The following is a 24,706-nucleotide window of genomic DNA, read 5'->3' on the forward strand; positions in this document are numbered from 1 at the left end:
CCCGGCGGGCGCCGTCAGAAGCGGAAGACGGCCCCCGTCGCCACCGCGAGTTCGCAGGCGTTGGCGAAGGTCTTGTGCCAGGCGGTGGGTCTGCCGCGCCAGGCGCCGGTGGCACTGACCGTCACCGGGTCGTACTGCTTGGTGCACGGGTGCCGCTCCCCCGACAGCCGGTCCAGGTCACCGCGTGCGGCGTCCAGTGCGGCGCACGCGGCCGCCGCCTCAGGGTGGGGTCCCGCGGGCACGGGACTGCAGTGCAGCAGCACGCCGCGGATCCAGGTGTTCTCCGATCCAGACAGGGTCAGGAACAGCCCGCGCTTGGCCGCCGGGGCCGCGTCGGGGACCATTTCGGGCAGCTCCGCGGCGGCGACGGTGCCGGGCCGGTCGGGTACGGGGGAAGCGGACGACGCCGCGGCGGGAACGGCCGCGGCGGCGGTGAGTAGGGCGGCTGCGGCAAGAACGGCGCTGCGGTGCATCCGGTGCTCCTGGCGGGGAAGCCGGCTCTCGGCCGGCGCTGTCTGGGCGAGCCATAGAGCACTCCGCGGACGGGGCCGGTGGCAACGCGCCACGCCGCGCCCTGGCGCGTACGGGTGCTCCGATTGCTCCGTACGGCCCCGCCGCACCCGGTGAGCGCTTCGTCGTACCTCTGTGCCGCCCATGCCGGACGCGCCCCAGCACCGGACCGCTTCCCCGTCATCATGATGGGGCGGCATCAACCATCACCGAATGATCCGCGTTTGTCGGGATTCGGCGAGGGCATTCGGCTCTTTGCCAGGTACCGCGCCGTACCGCGGCGAACAAGGGGGACGCGGACCGCAGGAGGATGTCATGGCCGAGCAGGACAGCCATCGCGTACACGCAGAGCACGACAGGGACACAGCCGAGCGGCTGTTCGAGCAGGCCGGGCGCGCCGACGACCCCGAGCAGTCGGAACGGCTCCGGTACCGCGCCGAGCGCCTGCGGGCGCGCAGTGAGGCGGAGCTGCGCCGGGAGCCCGGCACGCAGTTCGACGACCCGGACGAGGAAGGCCCACAGTGACAGGCGAGCCCTGCGGGCGCTGACCCTCGCCTTCCCGCAGGCCTGGCCTTCCGCAGGCCTGGCCTTCCCGCAGGCCTCGCCTTCCCGCGGGCCGCAGCGGCCCGGCCGATCACATCCCGGCCGGTCACATGTGGCGGTTGGCGTAGTGACGCTCGATCTGCTCGATGTAGTCCGCGTCGTTCTCGTGCTTGACGCTCTCGAAGTCGGGCGAATCCTTGACCTCGGCCCTGGTGCACCCAAGCCGTACGGTCTCGCTCCCGGTGTCGATCTGCGAGACCAGCCCGGCGGGCACCAGGACCCGCCGGCCGAGGATCCACGGCCCGGTGTCGACGACAAGGTAGGAGCGGCCCACTTCCTCGGTGTGCTTGTCGACCTTGCCGATCGACCCGTCGGACGCCTCGACCGAGTATCCGACGAGCTGCGCCCCGGGTACGTACTGCGCGGTCTCGGGGTAGCCCCACATGTCGCCTGCCATCGTCGCCTCCTCCTCCGCGCGGGCCGGCCCCGCACAGCGGCGCGGGTACCCGTGCGCTCCTGCCTGACACCGTCGCCCCGGGGACCAGAGCAGCGCAGCGTGCGCCGTCAAGCCTTCCGGGAGGAGACCATGTGGGCGAAGACGACCACGTTCTCCTTGTAGTCCTTCGCCTTCTTGTCGTACTCGCCCCCGCATGTGATCAGCCGCAGTTGCGGGTCGGGGGTGTCCGCGTAGACCCGGTCGTTGGGGAAGTCCGACTTGCTGAAGCTCTCGATCTCATCGACCGAGAAGGTGACGGTCGTGCCGTCCTTGCGCACCACGTCCACCAGACTTCCCGGCTTGAGCGAAGTGAGACTCATGAACACCCCGGGCCCGGTCTTCGTGTCGAGGTGCCCTGCGACGATCGCCGTACCGGCCTCCCCCGGTGTCACCCCCTCACGGAACCAGCCGACAAGGTTGCTGTCGTCCGGCGGCGGCGCGTCGAGCTGACCGGACGGGCCGATGGACAGGGGCATGAACGGCGCGTCCACAGCGATCGGAAGGATCTTCAAGCGCGTCGGTTCGGCGCGTGGTAGCCCCGGCCGGGTACTCACCGAGGCGCTGGGGGCTGCACCGGGAGAGGCGCTGGGCTTCGTACCGGGGGCGGCGGACACGGAGATCAGCGGGGTCGCGGCGGATTTGGCGTCCTCCGTCGTGCCGACGGAGTTGTAGATCAACACGATGCCGAGCAGGACAGCGGCCAGGGGCCAGAGCAGGGAACGCCCGCGAGAACGCTTCGCGGCCGGCTCCTTCGCTTGCTGTTGCAGGGCCATGAGGGCACACCTTTCACCGGGAGCAGTAGTGGCGACGTGATTACGGTCGGCCCCTTCGCGACGCCTCACCACCCGGAGCAGCGGCATCCGGGCGATGCTGTGGCCCCGAAGAGTGATCCGGGCGGAATGTTTCACCTTTCGGGGCGACGGGCGTCGCCGCGGCGGAGGCTGACCGGTCGTCAGGACTTCGGCCGGCGTGGGCGGTCACGGGGCGCGCCGGCCGAGTGTCTCGACCGCCGCGATCACCCGGTCCCAGAACTTCTCCGCGTCCAGGTCGACCGCGACGAGTGCGTTGACGGGCCGGTCGAGGTACTTGTGCAGGTCCACGACGGTCGCCCCACGCGTGTACCGCCCGTGCAACTCGACGGCCACGTTCGCCTCGACGCACCGCACGATCTCCGGGTCGATGACGCGGGCCACGGCGACCGGATCGTGCAACGGAGGCGCGGCGAAGCCCCACAGCCTGCGGTAGGCCGAGCCGAAGAACGCCATCAACTCCACGCAGAGGCGGGCCAGTGGGGTGTCGAGACGCTCCAGCCGGGCCAGTACCTCCGCCGTGGCGAGCGCCTGATGCGTGACGTCGAGACCGCACATGGTGACCGGAAGGCCGCTGCCGAAGACGATGTCGGCTGCTTCTGGGTCGACAAGAATGTTGAACTCGGCCGCCGGCGTAGTGTTCCCGAGCCCGATGGAGCCGCCCATCAGCACGATCTCCCGGATGTGCCGGGCACTGTCCGGATGACGGGTCAGCAAGAGCGCCACGTTGGTCAGCGGACCGGTCGGGACGAGGGTGACCGGCTCGGGATGCGCGGAGAGGACCTCGTGCATGAGGTCGACCGCGTGTTCCGGCACCGCTTCCACCGCCGGTTCCGGGAACCGCGGCCCGTCCAGCCCCGACTCGCCGTGGACGTCTCCCCCGACCCTGAGGGGCTGGACGAGCGGGCGCGCGCAGCCGGCCGCGACGGGAACACCGGTGATCCCTGCGACGGTGCAGACCCGCCGGGCGTTGAGGGTCGTCTTATCAAGAGTCTGGTTCCCGGCGACCGTGGTGATCGCCAGTAGTTCGACCGCCGGGTCCCCGGCGGCCAGCATGAGGGCCAGGGCGTCGTCATGTCCGGGATCGCAGTCGATGATGACGGGCACGGGCACGGCTCCACCTTGCTCTCGAAAAGGCGGCCGCTGCCCCGGGGGCAGCGGCCGCACATGTCACCGCGAGCGGATCCGGTCAGGCCGCGGGGGCACCGGCCTTGCGGCGCCGCAGCATGTAGGCACCGGCGCCGAGGCCGCCCAGCAGGACCAGGCTGCCCGCCGCCATGCCGCTGCCGGAGGAGGCCAGGCCACCGCCGCCGGTGTGCATGCCGCCGTTGGGCTTCTCGCCCTTCCAGCTGTCGGACTTCTCGTGGTCACCCTTCTCGGACTTGTCCTTGTCCTTGTCCTTGTCCCACTCGTCGTTGGTCAGAGTGGCGAGGGCGCCACCGCCCGCGTGCACACCACCGTGCGGCTTGTCACCCTTGTCGTAGCCCTTGTCTCCCTTGTCGCCCTTGTCGTAGTCCTTGTCGCCCTTGTCCCACTCGTCGTTGGTGAGGGTCGCGAGGGCGCCACCGCCGGTGTGCACACCACCGTGCGGCTTGTCACCCTTGTCGTAGCCCTTGTCGCCCTTGTCCTCGTCCTTGTCCTTGTCCCAGTGGTCGTTCCCGACCGAGGCGAGGGCACCGCCGCCGGTGTGCACGCCACCGTGCGGCTTGTCGCCCTTGTCGTAGCCCTTTTCGCCCTTGTCGTGACCCTTGTCCTTGTGCTCGTCCTTGTCCTCGGACTTGTCCTTGTCCCACTCGTCGCTGCCGACCGAGGCGAGGGCACCGCCGCCGGTGTGCACGCCACCGTGCGGCTTGTCACCCTTGTCGTAGTCCTTGTCGTCCTTATCGCCCTTGTCGTAGTCCTTTTCCTCGGACTTGTCCTTGTCCTCGTCCTTGTCGGACTTCCAGTTGTGCTCGCTGCTGTAGGACGAGTCGTCCTTTTCCGAGTCGGCGACGGCCAGGGCGTAGGCCCCGGGCCCGGCGATGGCGAGAGCGGCCGTAGCTGTGGCCGAGGCAATGAGAATGCGGGCAGAGCGCATTGCGAGGTCCTTTCGTCGCGGCTGCGTCAGCTGACAGTCCGTCGGCTCGTCGGTCCACAGCGGCGACATGCACAACCGTCAAGGCGATGCGTCGTCCTCACCACTCGGGTTGGTGCTTGCGTGTACGGGTGTCGCTCATTCAGTTCTATGACCGGCCGGTCGCGCGGACGCCTGCGGCGTGCGGCCGGCCGTATCGCCGGGGGCGGCGGAGGACGGACGCCAACGCCACTCTCCGGCAGGATCCGGAGTACCGGTCCCGGGGGCCGAACACCGAGCGGGGCCGGGGTCCGAAGGGTGAACGCCACGAGCGGTGACGGCTTGCTCGCACGGGCTTTCCACCGCTCCGCGGAAGGAGCAGGGCCGGCCGGCATCGCCGGGTCGGCCCTGCTCGCGTGCGGCTGCCCGCCAGGACGGGCGGACGGGGTGACCGTGCGTTTGTCACCGCGCGAAATCGGCTACCCGCCGATCAGGAAGAGCCGAGGAGGATGTCATGGCAGTGTCCGACCAGGTCAGCACGGAACTGTGGGACGAGTTCCACACGGTGGTCAACATGACCTCCCGCGAACTCCAGGAGTGGCTGAGCGTCGAAGCAGCGGCAGAGGAGACCGAAGAACTCCCTGATCAGGCCGGCCCGCCCACGGGCCGCAAGGTCCTCGAGATCCTGGGCAAGCGCCGCACGGACCTCACCGCGGACGACGCACGCGTCATGCAGCGGGTCTGTGACGTCGTCCGTTCGCAGCGCAATGCCGAGATGGACCCGAAGGTAGGTGACGCCAACTGGCGGCACGGCCTGATGAACATCGGCCACGATCCGCTCAAGCCGGCATGAGACGTGGCTGCCGATGCCGTCGTGGACACAGATGGAACAGCGCGCCGTACGGCCCGACGGGCCATGCGGCGCGCTGCTGTCCGCCGTTCGCCGCCGGGACCGGCGGCGGATGTGGCTCACTCGTTCGTGTTCGCCTTGTTCTTGCCCGCCGTGGTGGCGGAACCGGTGCCCGCGGACTCACCCAATCCGGGAACCACGGAACCCCTTTCGTCCATGCTGAGCGCCACGTAGGCCGCTTTCGCGTCCTGCGTCTGCGCCAGGTCCGGTCCGTCGGAAGCCACCTTGGACACGGCCCGCCGGCCGGCGGCCCGCCGAAGAACGCGGTGCCGGGATGCGGACCCCCCGCGTCGGCGTTGTCGCACTGCGCGTATCAGCCGGCGCGGCAGTAGCCGCGGCCGACCTCCTCGACGACACCCACGGCTTCGTGACCGGGGATCCGGCCCTCCTGCATGCCGGGCATGGTTCCCTGCACGAAGTGCAGGTCGGCGCCGCAGATGGCGGACGTGGTGGTCCCTGTCGGTCGCGTCGTACGGGTCCTGGATCTTGGGTTCCGGCGCGTCGGTGAGACGGATGTCGCCGCCGGCGTGCCACACGACGGCCTTCCTGAGGCCTCCAGGACGGTGGGGCGGATCGCACATGATCGGACGACCACCGCCAGGATGCCCGTCCGCCCGTCGGCGAAAAGCGCAGCACAGGCGTGCTGCGGCACCGGGAAGCCGCCGCGGCCCGAGTGGAGGAGGGGCGGCTGTGGCTGCGCGACGTGTCTGTGTGGGCGGCGGACATCCGGGAACCCACCACGACGCACGGTCCTCGCCGGGCAGCCCGGCGACGGGTTCGGCCGGTCCGCGTGTCGCGGAGGCGTGGGCCGTCGGCATCGGCGCCGTCACAGGCTGTCACGGCGGGCCGGGCGGCGACGGGCACCGGAACGCCCGCACCGAACCGAGAACCCGACGATCCGCAGGAGCCTCTGATGGCCGACGAGAAGAAGTCCGACACGCAGACACCCCGGCACGACGCGCTGCCTCTCCCCGACTACGACCATCTGCCGACGGAGGCCCTTCAGCAGCGCATCCGCACACTGGCGCGGGAGGATCTCCAGCAGGTGCTGGCCTACGAGGAGGCCCACGCGAACCGGCTTCCCATCGTGCGGGCGATGCAGGTCCGGCTGCAGGAACTGGACGCCGGCGCCACCCCGTCGGGCGGCGCTCCGGGCGGCCTCGCACCGGAGCAGGCACCGGGGGCGGCCGGCGGTTCGGCGGTCTCCCCGCAGACCGCGGGCCCGCCGGTGAACCCGCCGTCGCACGGCACCCCGCAGAACCCGGCGCAGCCCCGCTGAGACGCGAACGACCCGACCGGGAACGCCACAGACGACCACAGGAGCCATCGTCACCGGACGAGGGCTCCTGCGGTCGGGTCCGTGGCGTCGCCGCGTGCCGGGACTCGGCGCTCAGCCTGAGCGGGCTCGGCGCGTGCTCGAACGATTCGCCTTCTGGATCGCCTCGAGCAGCTCGGACTTCGTCATGTGGGAGCGGCCGCCGATGTCGAGCCGCTTGGCGAGGTCGTACAGGTGCTGCTTCGTGGCCTGCTCGTCGACACCTTCGGCGCTGGGGGCCGGCTGCTGCCTCGGCGTGGCGGCCCGCGGGTCCGAGGGGCCCTTGCGCCCCTTCTCCTTGCGTTCCCAGTGGTCGGCGACCTTCTCGTACTTGTGCTTCAGGGCGCTGAACGCGACACGGTGCGCCCGCTCCCCTTCACCGTACTGCTCGACCGCTGAATCATGTGCCTTGATCCAGGTGCGCTGAGCGTCCTTGGGAGAGCGTTCCAGCGTGGACGGAAGCTCTTCGCGTCCTGGCATGGCCATCACCTCCTGCGTGCCGAGTACGACGCGTTCCCACCTCTCACGGGTCGAAACTGCCCGCCCACCGGCACCGCGGGGCCACCACGTGCCCGGTCGGCGCAAGTACGCGCCGCCGGAAGCGACTTCGGCAGGCAGAGAGCCGGCTTCCGGCTCCCTGCGGGCGGACGTGGTGTCAGTGGAGCTCGCCGTCGAGCCACTGGAGCACCTCGGGCGTCACGGGGTCGGAGATGTCCGCGAACCCGTCGTGCTTCTCCAGGTACTTATTGACGTAAGGACAGACGGGCACGATGCGCTTGTGCGCCGCGCGGACGTCGTCCAGGGCGTCGTGCACGAGCCGGGAGGCCATGCCCTGTCCGGAGAACGCGTCGTCGATCTTGGTGTGGTAGAAGACCCGCTGGTCACCGCGGTCGCGGTAGGCCGTGAACCCGGCGATCCCGCCGTCGACCTCGATCTCGTAGCGGTGCTCCGCCGGCACGTGGCGAACGGTGGGCACGGCGGTCTGCTCTGTCATGGTCATTCCTTCTGCGGGCGGGGCGGGGTTCTTCCGTGGGGAGATGATCGCGTTGGGGAGTGCGGGTGCCGGGAGGCGGTGTCCGTCGTAGCCCTCGACCCGGCCGAAGCGGTCCGACTCGTTCTGCCACTCCTCGCGGGCCCGGACGATGTCGTCGTGGGTGCGGCCGATGAAGTTCCACCACATGACGATCTCCTCGGGGAACGGCGGCCCGCCCAGCAGCATCAGCCGCGCTGTCCCGGGTGCCTCGTTCGTGAGGGTGAGCGTGTTCCGGCCAGGGCCGGCGTAGCCGAGTTCGGTGGGCCGCAGAGTCGTCCCCTCCATGCGGACGTCGCCGGTGTCGACGAGAACGCCGTGCTCGAAGTCCGGGTCGGTGCCGAGGGTCACGGTGGCGCCCGGAGCCACGGAGAGTTCGGCCCCGAGCAGGGGCGTGAAGGTACGCACCGGGGACGTGACGCCGGCGAGCGAACCCAGGAAGACGCGGGCCTCGCCGCCGTCCAGTGGAACGGGGTCCGGTACGTGGTGCTGGAAGTTTCGATCGGCGTTCCGGTGCTGCTCGGGCAGTGCCACCCACAGCTGGACGCCGTGCAGCCGTGTGGTCCGGGGCGTCGACACCTCTGAGTGGCTGATCCCGTATCCGCCTGTCATGAGGTTCACCTCGCCCGGTCGCACGAGGGCGTGACTGCCCAGGCTGTCGCGGTGTTCGATCTCGCCGGTGAAGAGCCAGCTCACCGTCTGGAGCCCGGTGTGCGGGTGGGGAGGAACGTCCATGCCACCGGTCGCGGCAACGTCGTCGGGTCCGTAGTGGTCGGCGAAGCACCACGCGCCGATGAGAGTGCGGGCCCGCTGGGGCAGCGTGCGCCGCACCGTCATCGCGCGTGGGCCGCCGAGGGGGACGCTCCGCGCGGTGAGGACTTCGACGGCAGGTCGGGACGCGCCGTCCGCCCGAGCTCCGCAGGCCAACTCGGCAGGGTGCACTTCCGTATTGCTCACCGCGAGCCCTCCTCAGAAAAAGTTTCGTTTTCAACATCCTCATGATAGGACGGGCAGCGAGAGATCGCGCGACCAAGGAGTGCACGTGGCGGAAACCTCAGCACTGGAGACCGGCGGCCGGGTCTTCATCGACAGACAGAGCCCGGACGCCTACCGCGCGCTGACCGCCACGGCCGAGGCGGTCAAGAACGTCGCGGCCGGGTCGGGGCTGGACCGAATCCTCGTCGAGCTGATCAATATCAGGGTCTCCCAGCTCAACGCCTGCGCCTACTGCCTCAGCCTGCACACCAGGAAGGCCCTGCGCACGGGCGAGACCACACAGCGGCTGGGCGTGCTCGCGGCGTGGCGCGACACCGCGCTGTTCAGCCCCCGGGAGCGGGCGGCGCTCGCCCTGGCGGAGGCCACCACCCGTCCGGCGGACTTCGGCGCGCAGGACGCGGCGTACGCCGAGGCTCGGGCCGCTCTTTCGGACGACGAGATTTCGGCCGTGATCTGGGTGGCGATCACCATGAACGCCTTCAACCGCGTCTCCGTCATGAGCAAGCACCCGGTGCGCCGCGACCCTGCGCCGTCACCTCAGGAGTGACGCCGTCAGGGTTGCGATCCCGCCGACCCGTCGCGCCGGTCTGCGAACACGCCCTTCAGCATGCCCGTCGCCTGCCCCACCTCGATGAGGTAGCCGTCGGGGTCACGCAGGTAGCAGCGCAGTTCGGCCTTGCGGTCGAGGGGGGCGGTGAGGAAGCGGGCGCCCTTGGCCAGGGCGTCGGCGTAGAAGGATGCTATGTCCGCGACACGAACGTTCAGGAACGCGGACACCGTGCCGTCCTCCTCCGGCGGCACCAGAGTGATGCCGGGTTTGTCAGGGGTGGGGCCGCCTCCCGGGTTCATGATGATCCAACTGTTTGCCACCTTCACGATCGCCGGGTTCTCCTCCAGCACGATGTCGCCGCCGAAGATCTCGGCGTAGAAACGCCGCGAGAGCGCGACGTCTCGCACGGTCAGGAAGTGCGTGAGGAGAAGGCCCTGCTCGGGTGTGGGCAGATCACCAGGGGTTGCCATCGCTCGGCTCCCTTCCGGACCGGCCCACCGGGCCCGCACCCGGCTGCTCCCGGCCCGGAAGGGCGGGTACCCCGGCCCGGCGGTGCCAGGCACCGGACGCGGTCCGCCCGGGCGCCGGAGGCCGGCGGGGCCCGGACGGTCGTCGTGCCGGGCCGGAAGCGACGCATGTCCGTTCTGGGATGCGGGGTCTCGGGCTACGATCGATCGCCGGAGAACGCAGGCAGAGCCTTCATCGGCCGCCAGCAATCTGACGCCCCATGATGTGAGGGAGCAAGGAGCAGCATGAGTCCGATGAGACCCGTACAGGGTCGACCTCGCCCACAGTGCGACTGAGGCCGCGGGTGCGGGCTGTGCGCGGGCAGAACACGGCCTCAGGGCCGATCCGGGGAGAGTTGGGAGAGACGCCGTGTTCTATTACGTGCTGAAATACGTGCTCATCGGACCGTTGCTGCGGTTGCTCTTCCGGCCGCGGATCGAAGGACTGGAGCACATCCCCGCCGAAGGCGCGGCGATCGTGGCGGGCAATCATCTGTCGTTCTCCGACCACTTTCTGATGCCTGCGATCATCAAGCGCCGCATCACGTTCCTCGCCAAGGCGGAGTACTTCACCGGGCCTGGCCTCAAAGGCCGGCTGACCGCCGCGTTCTTCCGCAGCGCCGGGCAGATCCCGGTCGACCGGTCCGGGAAGGAAGCCGGGCAGGCCGCCATCCGGGAAGGGCTCGGGGTGCTGAACAAGGGCGAGTTGCTGGGCATCTACCCCGAGGGCACGCGCTCGCACGACGGCCGGCTCTACAAGGGCAAGGTCGGTGTCGCCGTCATGGCGCTCAAGGCCGGGGTGCCCGTGGTGCCTTGCGCGATGGTGGGGACGTTCGAGATCCAGCCGCCCGGACAGGTGATCCCGAAGGTCAAGCGGGTCACGGTCCGGTTCGGGGAGCCGCTGGACTTCTCGCGGTACGCGGGCATGGAGAACGAGAAGGCGGCGATCCGCGCGGTCACCGACGAGATCATGTACGCGATCCTCGAGCTCTCCGGGCAGGAGTACGTCGACCGCTACGCCGCCGAGGTGAAGGCGGAACAGCAGGAGCGGCTGGAGCAGGAACAGCGCGGCGCCAAGCCGAAGAGGCTCCCCGGGCGCCGCTCCTGAGCCACGCCCGCGCGCCGTCGGGCGCACGCACCCCGGTGGCGTGCCCGGACCGCGGCTCAGGCCCCCGGCCGCGCATTGCGGCCTCGGAGCGCAAACTCCCGGACCGCGCATCTCCCGCACCGCGGCCGGGGATCCCGCCGCGGAACCCGGCGGCGTGCCCGGGCCGCGGACCGCGAATCTGCGCTCCGCTAATTTCGCGGCCGCCACGCCGCCCCCGCGCCTAGCGTGCCTGTCATGAGCAGAGGAAACGCGTTCGTGCTGGGCGCTTCAGGACAGATGGGACGGGCGGCCGTGGCCGCCCTGGTCGCGGACGGATGGACGGTCCGGGCGGCCTCGAGGGGCGGCGTCGCGGACGAGGCCTGGCCCGACACGGTGCGGTCGGTGCGGGTGGACCGGGAGGACGACTCGGCCCTCGCGGAGGCCGTCGGAGACGGCTGTGACGTCCTCGTCGACATGGTGGCGTTCGGCCATGGGCACGCCCGCCAACTGAGGGGGATGTCGGACCGGATCGGGTCTGCCGTGGTCATATCGAGCGGCGCGGTCTACCAGGACGACCGGGGGCGCAGCTTCGACACCCAGGGCCGGCCCGACGGCTTTCCGCGTTACCCGGTGCCGATTCCGGAGGCCCAGGCCACCGTGGCCGCCGGGGAGTCGACGTACGGCACCCGGAAGGTGGCGCTGGAGCAGGAGTTGCTGGCCGCCGGGGACGAGCTGCCCGTGACCCTGCTGCGGGCGGGCGCCGTCCACGGGCCGCACTGCCGCACTCCGCGTGAGCTGTACTTCGTCAAGCGGGCACTGGACGGCCGCCAGGTGCGCGTGCTGGCGTACGGCGGTCTCAGCAGGTTCCATCCCGTCCATGTGTCCAACGTGGCGGAACTGGTCCGGCTGTCGGCGCGCAGGCCCGGCTCGCGGGTGCTGAACGCGGCCGACCCGGACGCGCCCACCGTGGCCGAGATCGGCGACGCGATCGACGCGGTGCTCGACCGTCCCGCCGAGACCGTCCTCGTCGACGGGCCGCCGCCGTCGTCATCGGTGGGCGAGACACCCTGGTCCGGTGCGCATCCGGTCGTCTACGACATGAGTGCCGCCGAGGACGAGTTGGGCTATCGCGCGGTGACCGGCTATGCCCAGTCCCTGCCGGCGACCGTGGAGTGGCTCGCGGCGAGCCTGCACGGCAGGGAGTGGACCGAGGCGTTCCCCAAGATGGCCGCGAACTACGGGAAGGACGCCTTGTTCGACTACGCCGCGGAGGACACCTGGCTGGCGGAGCACCGCGCCGACTGACCAGGACAAACCGGGGCCACGGCTGCGTCACGGGCTGCCGAGCAGGTGCCGCAGGGCGCTGTCGAGCACGCGCCGCAGCGTGAGGGCGTCGGCCGCGAGCGCGGTGACCAGTGCGGCCGGTCCGGCGAGCGGGGTGAGCGCCGCGGTGGGGCCGAGGGACACCGGCTCCGGCGGCTTGTCCTCGTACGCGGGGTCGACGACGAGGAGTTGGCCGGCCGCCCGGTGGCCGGCGAGCACGGCGGGCCCGTCCCAACCGCCCGGAGCGCCGGGGCCGCAGGAGAACCCCGTGTCCAGCAGAGGGCGGCCGGTGCGGTGGACGGTGAGCCGGGTGGCGAGAGTGCCGGGCTGCTCGCCGTACCGGCCGAGGATCTGTTCCTCCCGCAGCACCAGCCGTGCCGTGGCGGCGAGCCGGACGCGGGTGCGCATCCGCAGGTCGCTTCCCTGCGCGGAGATCAACTGCTCTGGCAGCCAGTGCAGTTCGGCTTCCTCTCCGACGTCCAGCGTGGTGTCGTACCGGGCGTGCCGCCGTTCGGCGCCCGGGAGTGCGATGGTCGCGGCGGCCGAGTCGACGGTGAGGCGGGCGCCGTCGCGCACCTCGGCCTCGACGGCGAGCCGGTCGCCGCCGAGGGGTGCGCTCATGGCGCCGACGAGGGTGACCCGCAGCCGTGGTCCGGTGGAGCGGGTGCGGCGCAGCGCCAGCGGCCCATCGCTCGTGAGGACGGGCAGGCCCGTGCGGTCGGCGACGATCCGGGCAGTCGCGTGGACGCTCATCCGGGATTCACCCGGTCCACGCTGCGAGCTGCGCGCGCACCCAGTCGACGACCGGCGCGATGCCGTCCGCTTCGCGCAGCGAGGTGAAGACGACGGGGAGTTCGCCGCGCTGCTCCTCGGCGTCGCGCGCCATGCGGCCGAGGTCGGAGCCCACGTACGGGGCGAGGTCGGTCTTGTTGACGACGAGGAGGTCGGCCGTGGTCACGCCCGGGCCGCCCTTGCGCGGGATGTCGTCACCGCCGGCGACGTCGATGACGAAGACCTGGGCGTCGACGAGGCCCTTGGAGAACGTGGCGGTGAGGTTGTCGCCGCCCGATTCGACGAGGATCAGGTCCAAGGGGCCGACGCTGTCCTCGAGGTCCTCCACGGCCTCCAGATTGGCGGAGATGTCGTCGCGGATCGCCGTGTGCGGGCAGGCTCCGGTCTCCACGGCCTGGATGCGCTCCGGCGGCAGCACCGCGTTGCGGAGCAGGAACTCGGCGTCCTCACGGGTGTAGATGTCGTTGGTGACGACCGCGATGGACAGTGTGTCGCGGAGCGCGGCACACAGGGCGGCGACCGTGGCGGTCTTCCCTGAGCCGACGGGCCCGCCGAGGCCGATGCGCAGCGCTCGGCGGCTGCCGTCGGGGCGGGCGGCGTCCGCGCCGACGGCGGCCGGTGACTCGTGCTGGTGGCCGATGTGCATGGCTGCGGCTCCTTGGTGCGTGCGGGGATCCTGAAGGCGGGACGGGTCAGGAGGCGAAGAGACGGACGGGCCAGGCCGCGTGCTGCTCCGCCCAGATGTCGAGCAGTGGTGCGGAGGCGGCGGGCAGGTCGTCGACGCCCGTGCGGGCCAGGCCGGCTGCACGAGCCGCGACCTGGTCCATCTCGGGGGCGAGACGGGCGAGGACGGCAGTCGCGCGGAACGGGTCGAGGGACAGCAGCCGTACGGCGGCGGTGGCGGCGCCGCCGACCGCCTCGTACGCGGCGCAGTGCGCGGCGTCCTCGGGCCCGAGGCCCGCCGCGCGGGCGGCGGTGCCGAGAACCACCGGCTGGTGCGCCCCGCGCGGGAACGCCGAGGCCAGAGCGTCGAGTCCGGGGGCGGGCCATGCGGCCCGCGCGGCGCGCATCAGTTGGCGGCCGAGCTTGCGTGAAGTGGCGCGCACTGCGGGCGACGGCGTCCGGGCGTCCGCCGCGGCGTCGAGCGCTACGGGGTCGTGGCCGAACGCCGCCGCGGCGGCGAGCCCCGCGGCCGTGAGGCCCGTGGTGTGCAGCCGCCCCCGGCAGAACGCGGCGAGGTCGTCGGCGTCACGGATGCGTCCCGCCTTCACCGCTGCCTCGGCCCCGCCGGAATGCGCGTGCCCTCCTGCGGGGAACCGCCCGTCACAGAGCACGAGCAGCGCGGCGCGGACGGCGGCAGGCGCCTCATGGACGGCCCCGGCGGCGGACTTCCCGTGCCGAGCGCCGGCGGCGGCATCCTCGTGGCCGATGTGCGTATCGGTGTCGGTTGGGCGCATCAGAAGAGGAAGTACCGCTGAGCCATGGGGAGTTCCGCGGCGGGTGCCGGCTCGACCGCTTCCCCGTCGATCGTCACCGTGAAGGTGTCGGCGTCGACCTCCACCCGGGGCATGGCGTCGTTCTCGCGCATGTCCACCTTCGTCACCCGCCGGGTGTTCCTGATCGGCACGAACTTCTTTGCCAGGCCCAGTCGTCCAGGCAGGTCGTCCTCGATCGCCGCCTGTGCGACGAAGTTGAAGGAACCCCTGGCCGCCGCACGCCCGATCGCCCCGAACATCGGTCGTGGCATCACGGGTTGCGGCGTCGGGATCGAGGCGTTGGCGTCACCCATCTGTGCGTACGCGATCTGGCCGCCCTTGATCACCAGCTGCGGCTTGACCCCGAAGAAAGCCGGGTCCCACAGCACGAGATCGGCCAGTTTGCCGGTCTCGACCGAGCCGATCTCGCCGTCGAGGCCTTGCGCGACCGCGGGGTTGATCGTGTATTTGGCGACATAGCGACGTGCTCGGTGGTTGTCCGCGCGGCCGTCGCCGGGAAGCGCGCCGCGTCGCTTCTTCATGACGTGCGCGGTCTGCCACGTACGCATCACCACTTCCCCGATGCGCCCCATCGCCTGCGAGTCGGAGGAGATGATCGAGATCGCTCCGAGGTCGTGCAGGACGTCCTCCGCCGCGATGGTGGACGGCCGGATCCGGGACTCGGCGAAGGCGAGATCCTCCGGAACGGCGGGGTTGAGATGGTGGCAGACCATCAGCATGTCGAGGTGCTCGTCGATGGTGTTGACCGTGTGCGGCCGGGTCGGGTTCGTCGAACTGGGCAACACATGGGGCTCGGAGACGACGGTGATGATGTCAGGTGCGTGCCCGCCGCCCGCACCCTCCGTGTGGTACGCGTGGACGGTGCGGCCCGCGATGGCGGCGAGGGTGTCGCCGACGAACCCGGCCTCGTTCAACGTGTCTGTGTGCAGGGCGAGTTGCGCGCCGGTCTCGTCGCAGACACGCAGGCACGCGTCGATGACCGACGGGGTGGCGCCCCAGTCTTCGTGGATCTTGAACCCGAGCGCGCCGCCGCGCAGCTGCGAGTGCATGGCGTCGCGGGAGACGGTGTTGCCCTTGCCTAGCAGGCCGATGTTGACCGGAAAGGCCTCCAGCGCCTCGAACATCCGGCCGAGGTGCCAGGGGCCGGGTGTGACCGTGGTGGCCTTGGTGCCCTCCGCCGGGCCGGTGCCACCGCCGACGAGGGTGGTCACGCCTGTGGCGAGCGCCTGTTCGACGACGGTCGGCGAGATGAAGTGGACATGTGCGTCGATGGCTCCGGCGGTGACGATCTTCCCGTTGCCCGCGATGATCTCCGTCTCGGGCCCGATGACGAGGTCGGGGTGGACACCGTCCATGGTGTCGGGGTTGCCGGCCTTGCCCACGCCGCTGATCCGGCCGTCCCGGACACCGATGTCGGCCTTGACGATGCCCCAGTGGTCGAGGACGACCACTCCGGTGATCACGGTGTCGGGCGCGCCGTCGGCGCGTGTCGCACGGGCCTGGCCCATGGACTCGCGGATGACCTTGCCGCCGCCGAACACCGCCTCGTCACCGGCACGGCCCGGACCGCCGCAGCGGTCGTCCTCGATCTCGATGATCAGGTCGGTGTCCGCGAGCCGGACACGGTCGCCGGTCGTCGGGCCGAACAGGTCGGCGTACACGGCGCGGTGGAGTTCAGCCATCGAGAGGTCCTCCGGTCTCCCCGCGCAGCCCGGCGACGATCCGGCGCCCGGCGATCGGCACGAGTGCGACATCGACCGGGATGCCGGGCTCGAAGCGCACGGCGGTGCCGGCGGCGACGTCGAGCCGCTTGCCTCGGGCGGCGGCGCGGTCGAACTCGAGGCCGGGGTTGGCCTCGGCGAAGTGGTAGTGGGAGCCGACCTGGACCGGGCGGTCGGCGGCGTTGACGACGGTGAGGCGGGTGACCTCACGGCCCTGGTTGAGGAGGATCGGGCCGTCGCCGTGGAGGATCTCTCCGGGAATCATCGTTCCGCCCCTCAGACGATCGGGTCGTGGACGGTGACGAGCTTGGTCCCGTCGGGGAAGGTGGCCTCCACCTGGACGTCGTGGATCATCTCGGGAATGCCGTCCATGACGTCGTCACGGGTGAGCACCTTGCGCCCGGACGCCATGAGTTCCGAGACGCTGCGGCCGTCGCGGGCGCCTTCGAGGATGTGCGAGGTGATGAGGGCGACGGATTCGGGGTGGTTGAGCTTCACCCCGCGCGCCCTGCGCTTCTCCGCCACGTCGGCGGCCACATGGATGAGAAGCCGTTCCTGCTCGTGCGGGGAGAGTTGCACGCGTCCACCTCACTGTCGTCCGGCCCGGTAGCTCCCTGGGCGTGAGGACCGTAACGCGCAGCGACACCCTGTTGACCTGTCCGCGGGCATCTCACGACCAGAGGTTGAACGTTAGGGCGCGGATTTTTCCGGCGCGTTAACTGATCTTGGGATCCCGCATGGACATCAGAGCCCGCAGGCCGTCCTCGAGGACCTCGACACGCACGTCGCCGAACAGCGCCTGCTGCGCGATGAACCCCTGGGCGGTGGCGATCAGGGTCCGCGCCACATGGTCGGCGTCGACGTCCGCCTCCATCTGTCCGTTCGCCCGATAGGCGTGTACGAGGTCGGCCCACGCCTGACGCATGCCGTTGTAGCCGCTGGCGAGGATCGCGGCGAGACGCTCGTCGCGCAGGGTCTCGGTCCACGTCTGGACGACCAGCCGGGCGAAGGCCTGACGATCGCCGCCGGGCACCTCCTCGACGAGCATGTGGCGCAGCACCCGCCCGAGGAGCACATCGGGTGTGGGCGGCGGCGTGGTCGCCGCGGCCACCTGGAACGCGGCGCGGAGGCTGCTGAACGCCTCGTCGGCGATGGCGGCGATCAACTCGTCCTTGCCGCGGAAGTACCGGTACACGGCACCGGCCGACAGGCCGCACTCACTCAGGATGTCCTGCATCGATGTGGCGTGGAAGCCGTTGCGGGAGACGCAGCGGGCCGCGCCCTCGAGGATCTGCCGGCGGCGGGCGTCGAGGTGCTGCTGGGATACACGTGCCATGCGCCAAAAGTAAAACGAACATTCCTTCTTGACAAGGACCGGAGGCGGCAGGACAGTGGCGAAAGATAAAACGAACGATCCTTCTCTATAAGGAGCTCCCCATGTCCGCTGCACCGGCCCGCCGCATGGTCGCGGTGATGATCCTGGTCCCCGTCGTGGTGGCGCTGGCCCTGTGGGCCTTCGCCTGGCCGGCCGCCAGGACCGCCCCGCGCGACCTGCCCATCGGCGTCGCGGGACCCGCGCCCGCCGTCACGCAGCTGGAGCGGGGGTTCGAACAGCGCGAAGGCGCTTTCGACGTCCACCGCTACGACGACGAGGCCTCGGCCAAGGCCGCGGTCGAGGACCGGGTCGTATACGGCGCCGTGGTCGCGGGACCGGGCGGCATGAAGCTGCTGACCGCTTCCGGAGCCGGCCCCGTGGTCGCCCAGCTCCTCAAGGAGGCCGTCACCACTCAGGCCCCCGCCGGCACGCAGGTACAGGTGACGGACGTGGCCCCACTCCCGTCCGGGGACCCTCGAGGCACCGCGCTGGCGGCGAGCGCCCTGCCACTGGCCCTCGGGGGAGTCGCCGCGGGAGCGCTGGTGACGATGTCCGGCCTGCGCGGGGCCCGTGCAGCCGCCGCGCTCGTCGGCGCCTCGGTGCTGGTGGGCGTCACCGCCGCGGCGATGGCCCACAGCTGGCTCGGTGTGCTGCAGGGCGACTGGTGGGCGGAGGCGGCCGCACTGAGCCTGACGGTCGCCGCGCCGGGAGCGGCCGTGGCCGGATTCGGGTTGCTGCTCGGAACGCCGGGCATCGGCCTCGGCGCGCTGCTGATGGTGCTGCTCGGCAATCCGTTCTCCGGCGCCGCTTCCGCGCCGGAGCTGCTTCCGGAGCCGGTGGGCGCGATCGGCCAGTGGCTGCCGCCGGGCGCCGGGGCGACACTGCTGCGCTCGGTCGCCTACTTCGACGGGCGCGGCGCCGCGGCACCGCTCCTCACGCTGTCGGTGTGGGCGGCGCTGGGCCTGGTGGTCGTGCTCATGGGCGGTAGGCGCCGCGCCACGGGTCTTACGGGAGCGGAGCGGTCGGCGCCTGTACCGGTCGCCTGACCGGCTGAGGTCCCGGCCATCCGACCGGCCGCGCGTCCCCGCTGCAGCGGACGGGGGCGCGCGGCCTTCGCATGTCCGGACGCGCCAGGGCGCCGGACCGTGCGACGGGCGCACGCGACCGGGCCGGCCCTGGCGCCTCGGCCGGGCCGCTAGGGGCGGTCCCTCGGAGGGCGGTGCTCGGCCGCCAGTCCGAAGCGGCCGCGGCCGGGAGAGACGGAGGACGCCGATCCGAAGGAGGACACGGAGCTGATGATCTGCTCCTCCGCCGCCTCCGGCGCCTCGGCCTCCTGCTCCAGCCGCTCCAGGTCCGCGGCGGAGACCAGCGCGACGAGCGGCTTCCCGTGCCGGGTCACCACCACTCGCTCGCCGCCGTAGACGACACGGTTGATCAGATCGGCGAGCTCGGCGCGAGCTTGCGTCACCGGAATTTCGTAAGCCATGGCCCCATTCTAACGGTCTGTACATCCTGTACATTCTTTCCATGGCCCGGAGAGATCTCCACAGCCGTGACGACGAGAGGTGTGCCATGAACCGTCCGTCCGCCCGCTATGTCCTGCCGGAGCTCACGGAGCGCACGTCCTTCGGGACCCGCACGCTCGATCCGTACTCGAAGCTCATGGCCGAGCGGATCGTCTTCCTGGGGACCGCCGTCGACGACACGGCGGCGAACGACGTCATCGCGCAGTTCCTGCACCTCGAGTACGAGGCTCCCGACCAGGACATCTGCCTGTACATCAACTCCCCCGGCGGATCACTGAGCGCCATGTCCGCCATCTACGACACGATGCAGGTCGTCATGTGCGACGTGGCGACGACCTGCCTGGGCCAGGCGGCCTCCACAGCGGTCGCCCTGCTTGCCGCGGGCACTCCCGGCAAGCGCATGGCCTTGCCCGGCGCGCGGATCGTGATGCAGCAGCCCGCATACGAGGAGCCGTTGCGCGGACAGCCGTCCGATCTGGAGATCCACGCCGCCGAGTTGCTGCGACTGCGTGAGCAACTCGGCTCGATGCTGGTGCGCCACACCGGCAACGACCTGGACCGCATCACGGCCGACCTGGAGCGCGACAAGATCTTCGACGCCACCGCGGCGAAGGAGTACGGCCTGATCGACCATGTCGTCGCGAGCCGCAAGCTCTCGGCCGTGCCACCCACGGCGAGGTGAGCGCGGGATGCTGCCGCCCGAACCGCCGCCACTTCCGGCACTGACCCGCGCCGAGGCAGAGTTCGTCGACACCTACCTCGAAGTCGTCGACCTGCTCGGCAGGATCAACCCCGCCCGCACCACCCATACCTACGGGGCCCTGCGCGCCGCGCAGGCGCTGGTCGGGCGGGCCGCCGCACTCAAGGACGCCCTGACACTCATGCACATCCGGGGGGAGAACGAGGTGTACACGGACACGCTGACCAAGGCGCTGCGCGTCCTGGACGGCGAGCGCAGGACCAACCGGCTGACCATGCCTCCCGTTTCCACGAGTTGACGGACGTTCCGATGCCGCCCGCCGACACGGCGCGCGACACCCGTACCCCGTTCGGTGGAGCCTTGCCCAAGTTGTCGCAAGGCCCCGGACTTGCATCGGCGGGACCACCGATCTGGCGCAATGAGGCGCTTCAACTGCTGGTACGGGACGGGTCCGGAGCGCGGGAGAAGGGGTCCGAGATGCCTGCCCACCCGAAAGGTCCAGTCGTGATCAGCTTCACAAAAGCCGTTTCAACTCGGAAATCGGACATCGGTGGGTAACGATCCGTGAGACGACAAGCCCCCGCCACCTCGACGGGGCGGTCCGGGCGGACGCTGAATCCTGTCGCCGCACCGGATGTCTGGTCGACGGAATTGCATCGGCAGGAGTGGAGGACCCAGCAGTACGGCGTGACCGGTGATCCCGGCCGCGCCTTGGGGTGAAGCCGCTGCGGCGGCCGGGCGTCTTCGCCGTCCGAACCCGACAGGTCACCCTTCACAGGCGGCTGACGAAGGGTTGCGCATGACTGCGCAGATGCATCTCCCCCACCTGTTCTCACGGGCGGGGGCCGTATCGGCACTCACCATCGCCGCCGTCGGCGGCACGCTTCTGGCCCCGGGCGGCGCTGTTGAAGCGCATGCGATCAGCAGCCACGCGAGCAAGGCGCTCAAGGTGGCCGCGTCGAAGAAGGGCTCGCCGTACCGGTACGGCGGCACGGGCCCGTCCCGCTTCGACTGTTCAGGGCTGACGCTCTATTCGTACAAGAAGGCGGGCAAGAAGCTGCCCCGCACCGCCCAGCAGCAGTACAACCGGACCCGTCATATCTCCGCCTCGCGTCGACAACGCGGTGACCTGGTGTTCTTCCATGCCGGCGGTGCCGTCTACCACGTGGGGATCTACGCCGGGAACGGGAAGATCTGGCACTCGCCCAAGACAGGTGACGTGGTCCGGCTGGTCAAGATCTGGACGAAGAGCGTCAAGTACGGCCGCGTGCGCTGACGCGCCGCCAGGTCCTGTGGGACCTGGGTGGAGTCAGTGCGCGGTCGACCGGATCAGCAGGGCCGCGCCGAGCGTGGTCAGCGCGCCTCCCGAGACGCCTTCGACGGCGCGGGCGGTCCGCGGCCGGCGCAGCCACCGGCCGAGCCCGTCGACCATCAGCGCCACCGCCGGGAACCAGAGCAGCGCGATCAGCACGATCGTGCCGGCCAGCAGCAGTGTGCGCGGCATTACGGCCGCGCCGTCGGGAACGAACTGCGGGAGCAGGCTCAGGAACAGCACCGGCGCCTTCGGGTTGAGGACGTTGGTGAGAAAGCCCTGCCGCAGGCCGCGTCCGACGCCGTACGGGGCCGCGGTCCGCGGATCTGCCGGCTCCGGGCACGGGCGCAGTGCGGCGTGCAGCGAGCGGACCCCGAGATACAGCACATAGGCACCGCCCGCTGCCTGCAGCGTCCGGTGGAGAACGGGCGCGGTGGCGAGTACGGCGGCGAGTCCCGCCACGGCCAGGGCCGTGTGGACGAGCAGCCCGCCGGCCACTCCTGCCGCGCAGGCGACACCGGCGCGGCGTGAGGCGACCGCGTTGCGCATGACGACCGTGAAATCGGCGCCGGGCATGGCGACCATGCCTGCGGCGACCCCGATGAAAGCGATGAGCTGTCCGTCCATGCGTCCCAGCGTGGACGCCCGCGGCCCTTAACGTGTACTTGCGATCTCTGCAGGGAGGTCTGAAGCAACGCTTAAGGGGTGGCATGTACGACCCGACCCGGCTGACGGCTCTCGTCGCCGTGGCGGACGCCGGCTCCATCACGCGGGCCGCTGCCCGGCTCGGGTACACGGCTCCGGCGCTCTCGCAGCAGATCGCCAAGCTGGAACGGGAGGCCGGGGCAGTCCTCCTCGTGCGCTCGCACCGTGGCGCACGGCTGACGGCGGCCGGCGAGCTGCTCGCGGAACGCGCGCGCCGGGTGCTGGACGAGATGGCCCGGGCGCGCCATGAGCTGGCGGGGCTCACCGGCCTGGCCGGCGGCCGGCTCCGGGTCGGCACCTTCACGACGGTCGGGATCCATCTGCTGCCGCCCGTGCTGAGCGCCTTCCGCCGCGCGCATCCGGACGTGGAGCTCACCGTCGCCGAGTACGAGCCGCCCGGCGGGGTCACGGCCGTGGCCACGGGTGAGGTCGATGTGGCGCTGACCCATGCCTATGAGCCGGCCGAGCCGGCCGCCGCGCCGCAGGGGGTAGTGGTCGAGGCCCTCCTGGTGGAGGAGTTGGTGCTCGTGACCGCTCCGGGGCATGTGCTCGCCGACGATTCCGGCCGGCTGCCCGTGGGCGACCTGGCGGGACAGCCGCTGATCAGCAGCGCGCCGTCGCATCCGCCGCGCAAGGGGGTGGAGCGTGCACTCGCGAGCGCCGGCGCCACACCTACCGTGGTCTGTGAGTCGCCGGGGTACGCACTGGTGTGCGCGCTCGTCAGCGCGGGACTGGGGGTGGCCGTCGTGCCGGAGATGGTTGCCGCGATGGCTGCGACGCCCCTGCGGGTAAGGAAGTTGGAACCTGCGTCGTTCCGCAGGACGATCTCGGTGGCGCACCGGGGCGAGGAGTCGGGTCCGGCCGTTCGGTCGCTGCGGGCGCTGATGCGCGGCGCGTTCGCAAGGGCGGGCAGCAGGGCACGGTCCGTCCGCGAAGAAGGGCCTGTTTGAGCCGGGACTGTTCGAAGCACGGGCTGTTCGAGCCGCGGGCTGTTCGAGCCGGCAAATCGTTTCTGGCGGGTCGGCGGTCAGCTCTGCACGGGCACGGACCAGGGCAGTGCGATCCAGACGGTCTTTCCCCCCTCCTCCGTGGGCATGACGGACAGCCGGCCGCCGTACTCCGCGGTGAGCGTACGGATGATGACCATGCCCCGCCCGTTGTCCTGCCGGACGGCGGCGGGCAGCCGCTGAGGCCAGCGCGGATGGCTGTCGGTGACACCGATGCACAACTGCTCGTCGCACTCGAGGCGCAGATCCACCGTGAAGGTCGGAGACTGGCCGAAGGTGTGCTGTACGGAGTTGGTGGCGAGCTCGGAGACGATCAGCTTGACGGTCTCGACGGTCTCGGCATCAGGCTCCAGCCCCCATTCGCACAGAACATCCGTGACATATCTCCTGGCGGCGGCTACCGACGCCGGATCGCTCGGCAGAGTGGCGGATGCTTCTTGGTGGTCTGCCATGACGGCGCTGTCCCTTTCCCACCGCGGCCGGGCTCCGACTCGTAGCGGATGAAACGCGGGAACGGCCACGGATTACGCTTCTGCGTCAGACTGCCACTTATCGTCCGTCAGTGGCGCCGATCCACCGAGAGACGCACATTTCTGTCGCTCGATGCGGTGAACTCTGCTACGGCAGACCGTATTTACGGCCACCGACCGGAGGCAGCGGAGCACTCCCGGCTCAACTGCCGGGTGCGGTCCGGATGATCGTGGAGAGCGCCGTTCCGATCTGCCGATCCGTGAGATCCGCCCTGGCGGTCAACCGGATCCGGGAGATCCCGTCAGGTACGGACGGCGGCCGGAAACAGCCGACGACGAGTCCGGCGTCGCGGCAGTCCGCCGCCCAGCGCAGCGCCGCATCCGGGGACGGGGCCTGCACAGAGACGACCGCCGCGTCCGGGCGGGCCGAGGTCAGTCCGGCGTCGGTCAGCCCGTGGTGCAGCGCCGTCGCGACCTCGCGCGCCCGTCCTGCGAGCCCCGGTTCGCGGCGCAGCACCCGCACGCTCGCGAGTGCCGCGCCGACCGCCGCCGGGGCCAGGCCGGTGTCGAAGATGAAGGTGCGGGCGGTGTTGACCAGGTGGTCGATGACGGGGGCGGGCCCGAGGACCGCACCTCCCTGGCTGCCCAGCGACTTGGAGAGCGTCAGCGTGGCGACGGTCCCGGACGCGCCCGCGAGGCCGGCAGCGTCCAGGGCGCCGCGGCCGCCGTCGCCGAGGACGCCCAGCCCGTGCGCGTCGTCGACGAGGAGCCCGGCACCGTGCTCACGACAGACGTCCGCGAGGCCCTGCAGCGGTGCGGCGTCGCCGTCCACGGAGAAGACCGAGTCGGTGACCGCGAGGGCGCGCCGGCCCGGGTGGGCCTCGAGTGTCTTGCGCACGGCCTCGACGTCGGTGTGCGGGACGACCGCCGTCTCCGCGCGTGAGAGCCGGCAGCCGTCGACGATGGAGGCGTGGTTGCCCGCGTCGGAGACGACGAGGGCGTCACGGCCGCTGAGCGCGGTGACCGCGGCCAGGTTGGCCGCGTAGCCGGAGGACAGGACGAGGGCGGCCTCGAAGCCGCAGAAGTCGGCGAGCTCACGCTCCAGTTCGGCGTGCAGTTCGGTGCTGCCGGTGACGAGCCGGGAACCGGTGGCCCCGGCGCCCCACCGGCGGGCGGCCCGCACGGCGCCTTCGGTGACCTCGGCGCGGCGGGTGAGGCCGAGGTAGTCGTTGCTCGCCAGGTCGAGGAGGGCACTGTCGGCGGGGCGCGGCCGAAGGGTGCGGACCAGACCCGCCCGCTCGCGTCGGCGCGACTCCTCGTCGATCCAGTGGAAAGGATTCCTCGGCATGGCGGTCCGGTCCTTTTTGTAGGCAGCGGACAGACCCTAGCCGGGCGGGCCCGGGTACCGGGTGTGGCCATGCACACACCTCGAATCGCAGGTGTTGTGGGCTTCCTCCTTGGCCGGGGCCTGTGC

The 24,706-nt window shown here is 71.0% G+C and carries 32 protein-coding genes, 1 pseudogene and 1 riboswitch; of the genes and pseudogenes, 11 read left to right on the plus strand and 22 right to left on the minus strand.

Features of this window, described 5'->3' with window-relative positions:
* Positions 1-14 precede the first annotated feature (14 nt).
* Complete coding sequence (locus MDN94_RS27425) at positions 15-473, minus strand: SSI family serine proteinase inhibitor (RefSeq protein ID WP_482728577.1); 459 nt, start codon at positions 471-473, stop codon at positions 15-17.
* Positions 474-825: 352 nt separating this feature from the next.
* On the opposite strand from MDN94_RS27425, the gene MDN94_RS27430 reads away from it, so the two are divergent.
* A complete protein-coding gene (locus tag MDN94_RS27430; protein WP_482728578.1) occupies positions 826-1,035 on the plus strand; it encodes a DUF6381 family protein in 210 nt (69 codons plus the stop codon).
* A 124-nt stretch (positions 1,036-1,159) separates the two neighbouring features.
* Here MDN94_RS27430 and MDN94_RS27435 read toward each other — a convergent pair whose 3' ends face one another.
* The 4 genes from MDN94_RS27435 to MDN94_RS27450 form a co-directional block, all read right to left on the minus strand.
* Positions 1,160-1,510: a PRC-barrel domain containing protein gene (locus tag MDN94_RS27435; protein ID WP_482728579.1), complete on the minus strand. Its 351-nt coding sequence runs from the start codon at positions 1,508-1,510 to the stop codon at positions 1,160-1,162.
* Positions 1,511-1,617: 107 nt separating this feature from the next.
* Positions 1,618-2,322: a class F sortase gene (locus MDN94_RS27440; protein WP_482728580.1), complete on the minus strand. Its 705-nt coding sequence runs from the start codon at positions 2,320-2,322 to the stop codon at positions 1,618-1,620.
* 204 nt (positions 2,323-2,526) lie between these two features.
* Positions 2,527-3,471, minus strand: coding sequence for a nucleoside hydrolase (locus MDN94_RS27445; RefSeq protein WP_482728581.1), 945 nt, complete (start codon positions 3,469-3,471; stop codon positions 2,527-2,529).
* A gap of 76 nt (positions 3,472-3,547) precedes the next feature.
* Entirely contained in the window at positions 3,548-4,435 is an 888-nt protein-coding gene (locus MDN94_RS27450) for a hypothetical protein (RefSeq protein WP_482728582.1), read from the minus strand.
* A gap of 490 nt (positions 4,436-4,925) precedes the next feature.
* On the opposite strand from MDN94_RS27450, the gene MDN94_RS27455 reads away from it, so the two are divergent.
* Positions 4,926-5,264, plus strand: a complete 339-nt coding sequence (locus MDN94_RS27455; protein ID WP_482728583.1) for a DUF3140 domain-containing protein — start codon at positions 4,926-4,928, stop codon at positions 5,262-5,264.
* 116 nt (positions 5,265-5,380) lie between these two features.
* On the opposite strand, the gene MDN94_RS27460 is transcribed toward MDN94_RS27455, so the two are convergent.
* Entirely contained in the window at positions 5,381-5,545 is a 165-nt protein-coding gene (locus MDN94_RS27460; protein WP_482728584.1) for a hypothetical protein, read from the minus strand.
* An 89-nt stretch (positions 5,546-5,634) separates the two neighbouring features.
* Complete coding sequence (locus MDN94_RS27465; protein WP_482728585.1) at positions 5,635-5,724, minus strand: hypothetical protein; 90 nt, start codon at positions 5,722-5,724, stop codon at positions 5,635-5,637.
* A 510-nt stretch (positions 5,725-6,234) separates the two neighbouring features.
* Here MDN94_RS27465 and MDN94_RS27470 point away from each other — a divergent pair.
* Positions 6,235-6,600, plus strand: coding sequence for a DUF8129 domain-containing protein (locus tag MDN94_RS27470; protein WP_441265906.1), 366 nt, complete (start codon positions 6,235-6,237; stop codon positions 6,598-6,600).
* A 111-nt stretch (positions 6,601-6,711) separates the two neighbouring features.
* Here the strand turns inward: MDN94_RS27470 and MDN94_RS27475 are convergent, their stop codons facing one another.
* The 3 genes and pseudogenes from MDN94_RS27475 to MDN94_RS27485 form a co-directional block, all read right to left on the minus strand.
* The gene (locus MDN94_RS27475; protein ID WP_482728586.1) at positions 6,712-7,116 is read right to left on the minus strand and encodes a ChaB family protein; all 405 of its coding nucleotides are present in this window, start codon (positions 7,114-7,116) and stop codon (positions 6,712-6,714) included.
* A gap of 175 nt (positions 7,117-7,291) precedes the next feature.
* Positions 7,292-7,636 (minus strand): GNAT family N-acetyltransferase, encoded by a 345-nt coding sequence (locus tag MDN94_RS27480; protein WP_482729096.1) that lies wholly within the window; start codon positions 7,634-7,636, stop codon positions 7,292-7,294.
* Between the two features lie 18 nt (positions 7,637-7,654).
* A pseudogene (locus tag MDN94_RS27485) lies at positions 7,655-8,623 on the minus strand (pirin family protein); the annotation flags it as partial.
* Between the two features lie 79 nt (positions 8,624-8,702).
* Between MDN94_RS27485 and MDN94_RS27490 the strand changes: the two are divergent.
* Complete coding sequence (locus MDN94_RS27490; protein ID WP_482728587.1) at positions 8,703-9,209, plus strand: carboxymuconolactone decarboxylase family protein; 507 nt, start codon at positions 8,703-8,705, stop codon at positions 9,207-9,209.
* Positions 9,210-9,214: 5 nt separating this feature from the next.
* Here MDN94_RS27490 and MDN94_RS27495 read toward each other — a convergent pair whose 3' ends face one another.
* A complete protein-coding gene (locus MDN94_RS27495) occupies positions 9,215-9,682 on the minus strand; it encodes a VOC family protein (protein ID WP_482728588.1) in 468 nt (155 codons plus the stop codon).
* A gap of 406 nt (positions 9,683-10,088) precedes the next feature.
* Between MDN94_RS27495 and MDN94_RS27500 the strand changes: the two genes are divergently transcribed.
* Both MDN94_RS27500 and MDN94_RS27505 read left to right on the plus strand, forming a co-directional pair.
* Entirely contained in the window at positions 10,089-10,826 is a 738-nt protein-coding gene (locus MDN94_RS27500; protein WP_482728589.1) for a lysophospholipid acyltransferase family protein, read from the plus strand.
* 234 nt (positions 10,827-11,060) lie between these two features.
* Positions 11,061-12,110 (plus strand): NAD-dependent epimerase/dehydratase family protein, encoded by a 1,050-nt coding sequence (locus MDN94_RS27505; RefSeq protein WP_482728590.1) that lies wholly within the window; start codon positions 11,061-11,063, stop codon positions 12,108-12,110.
* A gap of 27 nt (positions 12,111-12,137) precedes the next feature.
* On the opposite strand, the gene MDN94_RS27510 is transcribed toward MDN94_RS27505, so the two are convergent.
* The 7 genes from MDN94_RS27510 to MDN94_RS27540 form a co-directional block, all read right to left on the minus strand.
* Positions 12,138-12,881 carry an urease accessory protein UreD gene (locus tag MDN94_RS27510; protein WP_482728591.1) on the minus strand — a complete coding sequence of 248 codons (744 nt, stop codon included), beginning with the start codon at positions 12,879-12,881 and terminating at the stop codon, positions 12,138-12,140.
* A 7-nt stretch (positions 12,882-12,888) separates the two neighbouring features.
* Positions 12,889-13,566, minus strand: a complete 678-nt coding sequence (gene ureG, locus MDN94_RS27515) for an urease accessory protein UreG (protein WP_482728592.1) — start codon at positions 13,564-13,566, stop codon at positions 12,889-12,891.
* A 46-nt stretch (positions 13,567-13,612) separates the two neighbouring features.
* Positions 13,613-14,377: an urease accessory protein UreF gene (locus MDN94_RS27520; RefSeq protein ID WP_482728593.1), complete on the minus strand. Its 765-nt coding sequence runs from the start codon at positions 14,375-14,377 to the stop codon at positions 13,613-13,615.
* Positions 14,377-16,098 (minus strand): urease subunit alpha, encoded by a 1,722-nt coding sequence (locus MDN94_RS27525; protein WP_482728594.1) that lies wholly within the window; start codon positions 16,096-16,098, stop codon positions 14,377-14,379. The genes MDN94_RS27520 and MDN94_RS27525 overlap by 1 nt, the downstream gene beginning before the upstream one ends.
* Entirely contained in the window at positions 16,091-16,402 is a 312-nt protein-coding gene (locus MDN94_RS27530; RefSeq protein WP_441265916.1) for an urease subunit beta, read from the minus strand. Before MDN94_RS27530 ends, MDN94_RS27525 begins: the two co-directional genes overlap by 8 nt.
* Before the next feature lie 11 nt (positions 16,403-16,413).
* Entirely contained in the window at positions 16,414-16,716 is a 303-nt protein-coding gene (locus tag MDN94_RS27535) for an urease subunit gamma (RefSeq protein ID WP_453459361.1), read from the minus strand.
* A 136-nt stretch (positions 16,717-16,852) separates the two neighbouring features.
* Positions 16,853-17,473, minus strand: a complete 621-nt coding sequence (locus MDN94_RS27540; protein WP_482728595.1) for a TetR/AcrR family transcriptional regulator — start codon at positions 17,471-17,473, stop codon at positions 16,853-16,855.
* A 101-nt stretch (positions 17,474-17,574) separates the two neighbouring features.
* On the opposite strand from MDN94_RS27540, the gene MDN94_RS27545 reads away from it, so the two are divergent.
* Complete coding sequence (locus MDN94_RS27545; protein WP_482728596.1) at positions 17,575-18,558, plus strand: ABC transporter permease; 984 nt, start codon at positions 17,575-17,577, stop codon at positions 18,556-18,558.
* A gap of 149 nt (positions 18,559-18,707) precedes the next feature.
* Here MDN94_RS27545 and MDN94_RS27550 read toward each other — a convergent pair whose 3' ends face one another.
* Positions 18,708-18,998, minus strand: a complete 291-nt coding sequence (locus tag MDN94_RS27550) for a type II toxin-antitoxin system Phd/YefM family antitoxin (protein WP_482728597.1) — start codon at positions 18,996-18,998, stop codon at positions 18,708-18,710.
* A gap of 86 nt (positions 18,999-19,084) precedes the next feature.
* Between MDN94_RS27550 and MDN94_RS27555 the strand changes: the two genes are divergently transcribed.
* From MDN94_RS27555 to MDN94_RS27565, 3 genes are all read left to right on the plus strand, one after another.
* Positions 19,085-19,720 carry an ATP-dependent Clp protease proteolytic subunit gene (locus tag MDN94_RS27555; protein ID WP_482728598.1) on the plus strand — a complete coding sequence of 212 codons (636 nt, stop codon included), beginning with the start codon at positions 19,085-19,087 and terminating at the stop codon, positions 19,718-19,720.
* Between the two features lie 7 nt (positions 19,721-19,727).
* A complete protein-coding gene (locus tag MDN94_RS27560) occupies positions 19,728-20,036 on the plus strand; it encodes a hypothetical protein (RefSeq protein WP_482728599.1) in 309 nt (102 codons plus the stop codon).
* Between the two features lie 335 nt (positions 20,037-20,371).
* Positions 20,372-20,534: riboswitch (cyclic di-AMP (ydaO/yuaA leader) on the plus strand.
* A 3-nt stretch (positions 20,535-20,537) separates the two neighbouring features.
* Complete coding sequence (locus MDN94_RS27565) at positions 20,538-21,014, plus strand: C40 family peptidase (protein ID WP_482728600.1); 477 nt, start codon at positions 20,538-20,540, stop codon at positions 21,012-21,014.
* Between the two features lie 33 nt (positions 21,015-21,047).
* Here the strand turns inward: MDN94_RS27565 and MDN94_RS27570 are convergent, their stop codons facing one another.
* On the minus strand, positions 21,048-21,677 hold the full coding sequence (locus MDN94_RS27570; RefSeq protein WP_482728601.1) for a LysE family translocator: 630 nt from the start codon (positions 21,675-21,677) through the stop codon (positions 21,048-21,050).
* A gap of 83 nt (positions 21,678-21,760) precedes the next feature.
* Between MDN94_RS27570 and MDN94_RS27575 the strand changes: the two genes are divergently transcribed.
* Positions 21,761-22,705 (plus strand): LysR family transcriptional regulator, encoded by a 945-nt coding sequence (locus tag MDN94_RS27575; RefSeq protein WP_482728602.1) that lies wholly within the window; start codon positions 21,761-21,763, stop codon positions 22,703-22,705.
* A 77-nt stretch (positions 22,706-22,782) separates the two neighbouring features.
* On the opposite strand, the gene MDN94_RS27580 is transcribed toward MDN94_RS27575, so the two are convergent.
* Together MDN94_RS27580 and MDN94_RS27585 are read right to left on the minus strand one after the other, a co-directional pair.
* Positions 22,783-23,214, minus strand: coding sequence for an ATP-binding protein (locus MDN94_RS27580; protein WP_482728603.1), 432 nt, complete (start codon positions 23,212-23,214; stop codon positions 22,783-22,785).
* A gap of 220 nt (positions 23,215-23,434) precedes the next feature.
* Positions 23,435-24,580 (minus strand): 8-amino-7-oxononanoate synthase, encoded by a 1,146-nt coding sequence (locus MDN94_RS27585; protein ID WP_482728604.1) that lies wholly within the window; start codon positions 24,578-24,580, stop codon positions 23,435-23,437.
* Positions 24,581-24,706: the final 126 nt, after the last annotated feature.

The sequence above is a fragment of the Streptomyces sp. WAC00040 genome (genome assembly GCF_056835925.1).

Excerpts from the sequence above, each read along its gene's own strand:
- MDN94_RS27540 (WP_482728595.1), bottom strand. The coding sequence starts at position 17,473 with ATGGCACGTGTATCCCAGCAGCACCTCGACGCCCGCCGCCGGCAGATC.
- MDN94_RS27470 (WP_441265906.1), top strand. The coding sequence starts at position 6,235 with ATGGCCGACGAGAAGAAGTCCGACACGCAGACACCCCGGCACGACGCG.
- MDN94_RS27505 (WP_482728590.1), top strand. The coding sequence starts at position 11,061 with ATGAGCAGAGGAAACGCGTTCGTGCTGGGCGCTTCAGGACAGATGGGA.
- MDN94_RS27545 (WP_482728596.1), top strand. The coding sequence starts at position 17,575 with ATGTCCGCTGCACCGGCCCGCCGCATGGTCGCGGTGATGATCCTGGTC.
- MDN94_RS27430 (WP_482728578.1), top strand. The coding sequence starts at position 826 with ATGGCCGAGCAGGACAGCCATCGCGTACACGCAGAGCACGACAGGGAC.
- MDN94_RS27565 (WP_482728600.1), top strand. The coding sequence starts at position 20,538 with ATGACTGCGCAGATGCATCTCCCCCACCTGTTCTCACGGGCGGGGGCC.
- MDN94_RS27435 (WP_482728579.1), bottom strand. The coding sequence starts at position 1,510 with ATGGCAGGCGACATGTGGGGCTACCCCGAGACCGCGCAGTACGTACCC.
- MDN94_RS27475 (WP_482728586.1), bottom strand. The coding sequence starts at position 7,116 with ATGCCAGGACGCGAAGAGCTTCCGTCCACGCTGGAACGCTCTCCCAAG.
- MDN94_RS27570 (WP_482728601.1), bottom strand. The coding sequence starts at position 21,677 with ATGGACGGACAGCTCATCGCTTTCATCGGGGTCGCCGCAGGCATGGTC.
- MDN94_RS27480 (WP_482729096.1), bottom strand. The coding sequence starts at position 7,636 with ATGACCATGACAGAGCAGACCGCCGTGCCCACCGTTCGCCACGTGCCG.
- MDN94_RS27455 (WP_482728583.1), top strand. The coding sequence starts at position 4,926 with ATGGCAGTGTCCGACCAGGTCAGCACGGAACTGTGGGACGAGTTCCAC.
- MDN94_RS27520 (WP_482728593.1), bottom strand. The coding sequence starts at position 14,377 with ATGCGCCCAACCGACACCGATACGCACATCGGCCACGAGGATGCCGCC.
- MDN94_RS27465 (WP_482728585.1), bottom strand. The coding sequence starts at position 5,724 with ATGCCCGGCATGCAGGAGGGCCGGATCCCCGGTCACGAAGCCGTGGGT.
- MDN94_RS27525 (WP_482728594.1), bottom strand. The coding sequence starts at position 16,098 with ATGGCTGAACTCCACCGCGCCGTGTACGCCGACCTGTTCGGCCCGACG.
- MDN94_RS27580 (WP_482728603.1), bottom strand. The coding sequence starts at position 23,214 with ATGGCAGACCACCAAGAAGCATCCGCCACTCTGCCGAGCGATCCGGCG.
- MDN94_RS27450 (WP_482728582.1), bottom strand. The coding sequence starts at position 4,435 with ATGCGCTCTGCCCGCATTCTCATTGCCTCGGCCACAGCTACGGCCGCT.
- MDN94_RS27555 (WP_482728598.1), top strand. The coding sequence starts at position 19,085 with ATGAACCGTCCGTCCGCCCGCTATGTCCTGCCGGAGCTCACGGAGCGC.
- MDN94_RS27440 (WP_482728580.1), bottom strand. The coding sequence starts at position 2,322 with ATGGCCCTGCAACAGCAAGCGAAGGAGCCGGCCGCGAAGCGTTCTCGC.
- MDN94_RS27575 (WP_482728602.1), top strand. The coding sequence starts at position 21,761 with ATGTACGACCCGACCCGGCTGACGGCTCTCGTCGCCGTGGCGGACGCC.
- MDN94_RS27510 (WP_482728591.1), bottom strand. The coding sequence starts at position 12,881 with ATGAGCGTCCACGCGACTGCCCGGATCGTCGCCGACCGCACGGGCCTG.
- MDN94_RS27530 (WP_441265916.1), bottom strand. The coding sequence starts at position 16,402 with ATGATTCCCGGAGAGATCCTCCACGGCGACGGCCCGATCCTCCTCAAC.
- MDN94_RS27550 (WP_482728597.1), bottom strand. The coding sequence starts at position 18,998 with ATGGCTTACGAAATTCCGGTGACGCAAGCTCGCGCCGAGCTCGCCGAT.
- MDN94_RS27495 (WP_482728588.1), bottom strand. The coding sequence starts at position 9,682 with ATGGCAACCCCTGGTGATCTGCCCACACCCGAGCAGGGCCTTCTCCTC.
- MDN94_RS27425 (WP_482728577.1), bottom strand. The coding sequence starts at position 473 with ATGCACCGCAGCGCCGTTCTTGCCGCAGCCGCCCTACTCACCGCCGCC.
- MDN94_RS27585 (WP_482728604.1), bottom strand. The coding sequence starts at position 24,580 with ATGCCGAGGAATCCTTTCCACTGGATCGACGAGGAGTCGCGCCGACGC.
- MDN94_RS27560 (WP_482728599.1), top strand. The coding sequence starts at position 19,728 with ATGCTGCCGCCCGAACCGCCGCCACTTCCGGCACTGACCCGCGCCGAG.
- ureG (WP_482728592.1), bottom strand. The coding sequence starts at position 13,566 with ATGCACATCGGCCACCAGCACGAGTCACCGGCCGCCGTCGGCGCGGAC.